Consider the following 5,818-nt stretch of genomic DNA (forward strand, 5'->3'; position numbering starts at 1 on the left):
GCGTTCTTGTGCAGTCGAACCATCATGACTTTTGCCTCCGTAGTTCCTCGATCAGCTCACGCATCGTCTCGCGACCTATGAATAATGCACGACGTCGCGGATCAATGCAATCGTCCGGGACCTGACACCTACGCGACTACGCCGCTGCCGGCCTCAACCGGACGATCCCGCTGTACGGTTCGGGGTTCCTGACCGAAGGTGTGCTGGAAGCGGCCGGCGACGCTGCCGAGGGCGTCATCACGACGCTGCACTACGCGGACTCGCTCGATACCCCACGCAACAAGCAGTTCCGACTGCAGTATGCCAAAACGTTCAAGATGCAGCCCGACGTGTACACCGTGCAGGGCTACGACACGGGCTTGCTGCTGGCGCAAGCGGCCAAGACCGTGGGGGGTGACCTTGGCAACAAAAAGGCGGTGCAGACCGCCATGGAAAACGCCGTGATTGACAGCCCGCGCGGTTCCTGGCGCATGAGCAAGGCGCACAACCCGATCCAGGACATCTACCTGCGCCAGGTGCGCGGGCGCGACAACAAGGTCATCGGCGTGGCCGCCAGGGCGGTCGAAGACCCCGCCCCGAGTTGCCGGATGGCGTGACTTTGCCCCCCGCCATGACGAGCTGCACCCCATGGGCCTGACCGAATTCCTGATTCAACTGCTCAACGGCCTGCAGTACGGGCTGCTGCTGTTCATGCTCGCGGCAGGGTTGACCCTCATTTTCGGCATCATGGGGGTGGTCAACCTGGCGCACGGCAGCTTTTACATGCTGGGCGCGTACCTGGCCTGGTGGTTGGTGCAGTCTTTGGGCAACCTGCTGTGGGCCATCGTGGTCGGCGCGCCGCTGGCGCTGGCGCTGGGCTGGCTGCTGGAGTGGGCGCTGCTGCGTCACTTCTACCAGCGCGACCACCTGGATCAGGTACTGCTCACGTTCGGGCTAATCTACCTGTTCGAAGAGCTGCGCTCGATTCTGTGGGGCGACGACGTGCATGCGGTGGCGGTGCCGCCCGTGCTGGAGGGCTCTGTGGCGCTCACCGACACGCTGTCGTACCCGGTGTACCGGCTGTTCGTGATGGGGCTGTGCGTGCTGTTGGCTCTGGCACTGTACCTGCTGATCACCCGCACCAAGCTGGGCATGATGATCCGCGCCGGCGCGTTCGACGCCACGATGGCCGAGGCGCTGGGCATCCCGATGCGCCTGCTGCACGGTGTGGTGTTCGCGCTGGGGGTGGCGTTGGCGGTGCTGGCCGGCATGGTGGCGGCGCCGCTGGCCAGCGTCTACCCCAACATGGGCGCGCCGGTGCTGATCATGTGCTTTGTCGTCGTGGTCATTGGCGGCATCGGTTCGGTGCGGGGGGCGTTCGTTGCCGCCTTGCTGGTGGGGCTGGTGGACACCTTCGGCAAGGTGCTGCTGCCGCAGCTGGCCAGTGTGCTCGTTTATATGCTGATGGCTGCCGTGCTGCTGTGGCGCCCCGAAGGCTTGTTCCGCCAGTGAACGCCTGTCCCCTGACTCCCTAACCCTCGGAGACACCGCGATGACGGCGCGCGCCCACCTCGAACACCTACCCCGCGTCCTGCACGCCGTGCTGGCCTTGGGCCTGGCGGTGCTGTTGGCGCTGCCCTGGCTCGGACTGGACAACGAGCGCTACTACCTGCAACTGCTGACCCAGATGATGGTGCTGGCGCTGTTTGCGATGAGCCTGGACTTGCTGCAAGGCGTTACGGGCCTGGTCTCGCTGGGCCACGCGGCGTTTTTTGGTCTGGCGGGTTACGTGTTGGCGCTGACCGCCCCGCCTGACCAGCCGCCCAGTTGGTGGACCTTGCCGCTGGCCGTCGGAGCCAGCGCGCTGGCGGCGTTGGTCATCGGCTTTTTCGTCGTGCGCACGCGCGGCATCTACTTCATCATGGTGACGATGGCGTTTGCCCAGATGCTGTACTACGCCGTGTTCGACAACCAAGCGTTCGGCGGCTCCGACGGGCTGTACGTGATGATGCGTCCGGTCATCGAATGGGGCCAGACGCGCTGGCTGGATCTGGACAACCCACGGGTGCTGTACCACGTCGTGCTGGCGGTGCTGGTGGCGGCGTACGTTGCGCTACGGCGCCTGTTGTTCTCTCCGCTGGGGCGTGTGCTGGTGGGCATCCGTATCAATGAACACCGCATGCGGGCGCTGGGCTACAACACGTTCGCATACAAGCTGGCCGCGTTTACGGTAGCGGGGGCACTGGCTGGATTAGCCGGGTACCTGTGGGCGCTGCAAACCGGGTTTGTCAACCCCGAGCTGCTTGGCTTTCACCACAGTGCGCATGCGGTCATGATGGTGATTTTGGGCGGCATGGGCAACTTTGCGGGGGCCATCGTCGGTGCCTTTGCCTTCGAGTGGCTGCTGCACCTGGCCAAGGACGCGACGAAACACTGGCAGTTGCTGGTGGGTGCGTTCATTGTGTTGGTGGTGCTGGTGGCCCCGCGCGGCTTGCTGGGGTTGCTGCACGATGCCCAGCGCCGCGCCCAGACGGTGCGGCGCCCGACCGCGTTGGCGGATGACGCGCCCGCGCTCAGCGTGCCGGAGACGCACCATGGGCGGTGACGTGCTGCTCCAGGCCCATGGCCTGACCCGTCGCTTTGGCGGCTTGGTCGCCGTGGACGGCGTTTCCCTGTCGCTGCGGCGCGGGCAGGTGCACGCCGTCATCGGACCCAATGGGGCCGGTAAATCGACGCTGACGAACCTGCTCAGCGGCGACCTGGCCCCTACCCACGGCACGCTGCAGCTGCATGGCCACGATGTCACCGGTGCCAGCCCCGAGGCCATCGCCCGCCGCGGCCTGGCGCGTAGCTACCAGCGCACCAACATCTTTGCCCCGCTGACCGTGTGGGACAACGTCCGTCTGGCCGCCCAGGCGCGCACACCACGGGCATGGGCCTGGTGGCGGCGTGCCGATCAGCAGGCGGACGTCAACGCCCGTGCTGAACGGGCCCTGGCGTTGGCGCGCCTGTCGGCCCGGCGTCAGCGGCCCGCGGCAGCGCTGAGCCACGGCGAGCAGCGCCAGTTGGAAATTGCCTTGGCGTTGGCCACCGAGCCCCAGGTGTTGCTGTTGGACGAGCCGCTGGCCGGCATGGGCACCGCCGAGGCCGAGCGCGTGGTGGAGCTGCTCGCCGAACTCAAACGTGACCACGCCGTGATGTTGGTCGAACACGACATGGACGCCGTGTTTGCGTTGGCCGACGTCCTGACCGTGATGGTCAACGGCCGTGTCATCGCCAGCGGCACCCCGGCCGAGATCCGCGCCGATGCTGCCGTCCAAGCCGCCTATTTGGGGGAGGAAGGATGACCCACACCACTGACGAGCCGCTGATCGACGTGCGCGGGGTGCACACGCACTATGGTGCCAGCCATATCCTGCACGGTGTCAACCTGGTGGTTCGGCGCGGCGAGACGATTGGACTGATGGGCCGCAACGGCATGGGTAAAACGACGCTGCTGAAGACCATCATGGGGTTGGTGCGGCCCAGCGGCGGACAGGTGCAGATCCGAGGGCATGACCTGCGCCGGTTGGCCACCCATCAGGTGGCGCGCCTCGGCGTGGCCTACGTGCCTGAAGGGCGTGGCATTTTTGCCAACCTGAGTGTGCGGGAAAATCTGCTGATGGCCGCGCGCCCTGGCAGCGATGGTCGCCGGGAATGGACGTTCGAGCGGGTGCTGGAGACGTTTCCGCGCCTGGCCGAGCGCCTCGATCACGGCGGCCAGCAGCTCAGCGGTGGGGAGCAGCAAATGCTCACCATCGGACGGGCCCTAATGACCAACCCCGACGTGCTGATCCTCGACGAAGCCACCGAAGGCTTGGCCCCACTGATCGCGCGCGAAATCTGGCGCATCTGCGGACTGATCTGCGCCAGCGGTATCAGCAGCATCATCGTCGACAAAAATTGGCGTCATGTCACCCAAATCACGGACCGCAACCTGATCCTCGTCAAAGGCCGCGTCGTGTTCGAGGGCGACTCCCATACGCTGCGCGCGCAGCCCGACCTGGTGGCCCTGCACCTGGGGGTCTAACCCCCATCGAGGCAAAAAAACCCGCCGCAACGCGGCGGGGTTTCGGGCTGGCTGCGGGCACCGGTGGTGCGGGCCCACAGTCCGGCCATCACTGGTTCACGGGCGACTTTGGATCCAGCAGCAGCGCCATCACGTGCTTGATTTGCTGCTCGTTCAAAATGCCGCGGTGACCGGCGCTGGGCATCTTCGTGCAGGCGTTGAACGCGCGCGAATTCCAGATCTTGGCCCAAGTGTACTCGATGATGGGCTTGGCTGCCGGGCTGTTGGGGTCGGTCACCCCACGCATCTTGCCGTAGTTCCACAGGCTCGGCCCCAGCGTGCCATACGAAATTTCTTTTTTGTCAATTTGGTGGCAGTTGTAACAATTGCCGCCGTTGACGGTTTTTTCGTTGTCAGACCAGGTCAACCCGCGGCCGCTCTGGGCGATTTTTTCGCCTTCCTTCCAGTCACCCAGGAACTTGCCGTCACTGGGCCACTTGACGGACTTCAGCGCAGCTTCCTCGATGGCCTTGGCCACCTTCTCATCCAGTGGCTTGCCAGTCACCTCGGACTCCCAGCAGGCTTTGCGGGCCTCATCCTGCTCCAGGCGATCGAGTGTGGCGATGCCGCGGTTGGTGAACGAGCTGGCGATCACTTTTTGCGTCATCTGATCGTAGTGTTCAGCCGTAGGACCCGATGAACAACCGGCGAGCACCGCAGCCAACGCAGTCAGGCTCACAGCAAACATCTGTTTTGTCATGGCAGAGCTCCTCATTCAGCGCTTGATGGTCGGGGCAGCGTTCTTGGCGCCCTTGGCATTGACGCCCATGTACACGCCTAACGCGACGGTTACGTCGCTGCCGAATTTGGGCTCAGGGAAACGCTGCTGCCGATAACAGTCGTTCAGGCGGTGTTGCATGCTCCACATCTGACCGTTGGAGACGCGGTACGCCGGCCAAGCGGCAAAACCCACGCCATCCCCAGGGTTTTTCGTCAGGTTCGGCAGGTCCTGCAAGCGGATGCGTCTGCCATCTTCGCCGTGGCAGCTGGCGCACGAAAAATCGTGCGTACCCCCGCGCATGAAAAACAGCCGCTTGCCGATTTCATACATGTCGCGCTCGGCCTGGTGCTGCTGCGGCAGGTTGAACGGCAGCCCGCGGGATTCCGCCGCCACCCAGGTGGCGATGGCCACCACGTCGGCGGTCAGCCCTTGGCCAAAGTTGCGCGTGCTCACCTCGCTGACGTCCAGACCCTGCAGCCTTTCCATACACCACACGATGCGGCTCTCCAGGTCCATGACACGGCCCGCGTCGGCAAAGTAGCGCGGCAGCTCGACGAACGCGCCCTTGACGACGCCCGGTCCCTTGCCGAGGTCGCATTGTTCCAGCGAAACGTTTTTAGGTCCGCGCTTTTGCTTCCACAACGACTCGCCTTTGGCCTCGTACAACTCGGCCGGGTTACCGTCTTGCAGCATCGCGCGGTAGGCCTCGATGCCCTTGGACGCATCGATGTCCTGGGCCCACGCGGCACCCACAACAGCCAGCGCGGCAGCGCCGACGCACACCATTTGTTTGATCATGGTACGACTCCTGGTTTTTTGAAGACCTGCCCAAGGATTAGGCGATGGTGGCTTCGTCGGTGCGGGACTCGCCCTTGTTGTCGGTCCACTTGATCACCACCTTGTCGCCCTTGGCCCCACCCCTGAACTTGAAGCTCAAAAACGGGTTTTGCGACACCGCCCCACTCCACTGCGCCTTGAGCACTTCCTTGCCATTGTGCGTGGCCACCACG

At 64.5% G+C, this 5,818-nt stretch carries 7 protein-coding genes and 1 pseudogene; 5 read left to right on the top strand and 3 right to left on the bottom strand.

The genetic code is table 11. The annotated features are described in order from the left end of the window. Positions 1–128: 128 nt before the first annotated feature. From Taqua_RS12540 to Taqua_RS12560, 5 genes and pseudogenes are all read left to right on the top strand, one after another. A pseudogene (locus Taqua_RS12540) lies at positions 129–596 on the top strand (ABC transporter substrate-binding protein); the annotation flags it as partial. Between the two features lie 31 nt (positions 597–627). Next, complete coding sequence (locus Taqua_RS12545; RefSeq protein ID WP_144326928.1) at positions 628–1,491, top strand: branched-chain amino acid ABC transporter permease; 864 nt, start codon at positions 628–630, stop codon at positions 1,489–1,491. A 40-nt stretch (positions 1,492–1,531) separates the two neighbouring features. Beyond that, positions 1,532–2,584, top strand: coding sequence for a branched-chain amino acid ABC transporter permease (locus Taqua_RS12550; protein WP_144326929.1), 1,053 nt, complete (start codon positions 1,532–1,534; stop codon positions 2,582–2,584). Continuing rightward, complete coding sequence (locus Taqua_RS12555) at positions 2,574–3,326, top strand: ABC transporter ATP-binding protein (protein ID WP_144326930.1); 753 nt, start codon at positions 2,574–2,576, stop codon at positions 3,324–3,326. The genes Taqua_RS12550 and Taqua_RS12555 overlap by 11 nt, the downstream gene beginning before the upstream one ends. Continuing rightward, positions 3,323–4,048, top strand: coding sequence for an ABC transporter ATP-binding protein (locus tag Taqua_RS12560; protein WP_144326931.1), 726 nt, complete (start codon positions 3,323–3,325; stop codon positions 4,046–4,048). The genes Taqua_RS12555 and Taqua_RS12560 overlap by 4 nt, the downstream gene beginning before the upstream one ends. Before the next feature lie 88 nt (positions 4,049–4,136). On the opposite strand, the gene soxX is transcribed toward Taqua_RS12560, so the two are convergent. The 3 genes from soxX to Taqua_RS12575 all read right to left on the bottom strand — a co-directional run. After that, positions 4,137–4,787, bottom strand: a complete 651-nt coding sequence (gene soxX, locus Taqua_RS12565) for a sulfur oxidation c-type cytochrome SoxX (protein ID WP_144326932.1) — start codon at positions 4,785–4,787, stop codon at positions 4,137–4,139. A 15-nt stretch (positions 4,788–4,802) separates the two neighbouring features. After that, positions 4,803–5,606 carry a sulfur oxidation c-type cytochrome SoxA gene (soxA, locus tag Taqua_RS12570; protein ID WP_425472599.1) on the bottom strand — a complete coding sequence of 268 codons (804 nt, stop codon included), beginning with the start codon at positions 5,604–5,606 and terminating at the stop codon, positions 4,803–4,805. A 37-nt stretch (positions 5,607–5,643) separates the two neighbouring features. Continuing rightward, the coding region (locus Taqua_RS12575) for a thiosulfate oxidation carrier complex protein SoxZ (RefSeq protein WP_185969634.1) at positions 5,644–5,818 on the bottom strand (175 nt) is incomplete at its 5' end.

It is taken from the genome of Tepidimonas aquatica, from assembly GCF_007556585.1.
GTDB classification, from domain to species: Bacteria; Pseudomonadota; Gammaproteobacteria; order Burkholderiales; family Burkholderiaceae_C; genus Tepidimonas; species Tepidimonas aquatica.